General features: G+C 66.0%; 3 protein-coding genes. 1 reads left to right on the top strand and 2 read right to left on the bottom strand.

Annotation, left to right across the window (positions count from 1 at the left end; all coding sequences use genetic code 11):
• Positions 1-77: 77 nt before the first annotated feature.
• Positions 78-1022 (top strand): type I pantothenate kinase, encoded by a 945-nt coding sequence (coaA, locus tag RMO30_RS10835; protein WP_309713196.1) that lies wholly within the window; start codon positions 78-80, stop codon positions 1020-1022.
• On the opposite strand, the gene RMO30_RS10830 is transcribed toward coaA, so the two are convergent.
• Both RMO30_RS10830 and RMO30_RS10825 read right to left on the bottom strand, forming a co-directional pair.
• Positions 1019-1453 carry a nitroreductase family deazaflavin-dependent oxidoreductase gene (locus tag RMO30_RS10830; RefSeq protein ID WP_309713193.1) on the bottom strand — a complete coding sequence of 145 codons (435 nt, stop codon included), beginning with the start codon at positions 1451-1453 and terminating at the stop codon, positions 1019-1021. The two genes, coaA and RMO30_RS10830, sit on opposite strands and share 4 nt — an antisense overlap.
• 2 nt (positions 1454-1455) lie before the next feature.
• Positions 1456-1799, bottom strand: a 344-nt coding sequence (locus RMO30_RS10825) for a hypothetical protein (RefSeq protein ID WP_309713190.1), incomplete at its 5' end; no start/stop codon positions are given.

Below are 1799 nucleotides of genomic sequence, written 5' to 3'. Positions count from 1 at the left end.
CACTTCGAGGCTGCTGCCCGGCCCGACGTACCCGACGATGCCACACATGAACCCGATTGTATGTTTTCCTGGGTCAGATGTCTGACCCAGGCGCCGTGCACAGCGGGTCCACACCGTTCCTCGAAATCGACCGGGCGGAGTGGGCCGCGCTCGCTCCGTCAACCCCGCTCCCTCTCGGGGCCGGTGAAGTCGAGCGGATCCGGGGGTTGGGCGACAGCCTCGACCTCGCCGAGGTGGCGGAGGTCTATGTGCCCCTCAGCCGACTGCTCAACCTCTACGTCGCGGGTGCCCTCTCGACCGGTGCCGAAGTTCGCGAGTTCCTCGGGCAGCCCGCGCGACCCACGCCGTACGTCATCGGTGTCGCCGGCTCCGTCGCGGTCGGCAAGTCGACGATCGCGCGACTGCTGCGCGAACTCCTCTCCCGGTGGCCCGACACCCCGAGCGTCGAGCTGGTGACGACCGACGGCTTCCTGTTGCCGAACGCCGAACTCGAGCGCCGCGGGCTGATGGAACGCAAAGGCTTTCCCGAGAGCTACGACCGCCGGGCGCTATTGCGCTTCGTGTCGGAGGTGAAGAGCGGCGCACCCGAAGTGCGTGCACCCGTCTATTCGCACCTCGTCTACGACGTGCTGCCCGACGAACACGTCATCGTGCGGCGCCCCGACGTACTCATCGTCGAAGGGCTCAACGTGCTGCAACCGCCGACCTCAGGTCGGCTCGCGGTGAGCGACCTGTTCGACTTCACGATCTACGTCGACGCCCGCACGAGCGACATCGAGAAGTGGTATGTGGAGCGATTCCTGCGCCTCCAGCGTGGCGCGTTCGCCGACCCCTCGTCATACTTCCACCGGTTCGCGGCGCTCAGCGAAGGTGAAGCGGTCGCCCGAGCCCGCAGCATTTGGAACGAGATCAACGGCCCGAACCTCGCCCAGAACATCCTGGCGACCCGCGCCCGGGCGTCGCTCGTGCTCCGCAAGGGAGCAGATCACACCGTGTCGACGGTGCTCTTGCGGAAGGTTTAGAGCCCTTCGAGAACGAAGACTGGAATCTCTCGGTCGGTCTTCTTCTGATAGTCGACGTAGGGCGGGTAGGCGGCGACTGACCGCTCCCACCAGATCGACTTCTCGTCGCCGGACACCTCGCGGGCGCGGTAGTCGCGCTTCGCCGGGCCATCTTGAAGTTCGACGAGCGGGTTGGCGACCAGATTGAAGTACCACTGCGGATGCTGGGGCGCTCCGCCGCGGGAAGCCACGACGGCGTAGACCCCGTCATGCTCGACTCGCATGAGCGCCGTCTTACGCAGCTTGCCGCTCTTCGCCCCGACCGTCGTCAGCACGATGACCGGCATGCCCGAGAGCGTCAGGCCTTTGGTGCCTTCTGACGCTTCGTACAGCTCGGCGTGTTTGCGCGCCCAGTCGTTCGTACTCGGCGCGTACTCCCCGTCCAGCGGCATCGTCAGTCCAATCCCGTTCCTTCCCTGCCGATCAAGTCTCCCCGAATCGTGTAGCTGTAGCTGGCCGAGTAGTAGTCGCTGCTCAGATAGACGTTGATCTCGGGAACGCCCGACGAGCCGAGGCGCACCGAGGGGTAGAACGCGGTGAAGTCGGTCCAGCCCGTGTCGGCTTTCGATTGGGCGACCAGCTCCCCGATGATCGAGAAGTCGATCGTCGACGCGTCGAAAAGGCCGACCACCGCGCCGCCGTACGGGATCCGCACGATCGTCCCACCGACGTTCACGACGCCGTCACCTTCCGGGCCAGGCGGGTGCCTCCTGCGGAACCGCGGCATCCTGAGGCGTC

Source organism: Pseudolysinimonas sp. (assembly GCF_031389465.1).
GTDB lineage: Bacteria > Actinomycetota > Actinomycetes > Actinomycetales > Microbacteriaceae > Pseudolysinimonas_A.
The sequence above is the reverse complement of the archived record's forward strand: the minus strand, read 5'-3'. Positions and strand labels throughout refer to the sequence as shown.

What these genes read in the sequence shown, in the direction of transcription:
- RMO30_RS10830 (WP_309713193.1), bottom strand. Translation starts at nt 1,453, where the DNA reads ATGCCGCTGGACGGGGAGTACGCGCCGAGTACGAACGACTGGGCGCGC.
- coaA (WP_309713196.1), top strand. Translation starts at nt 78, where the DNA reads ATGTCTGACCCAGGCGCCGTGCACAGCGGGTCCACACCGTTCCTCGAA.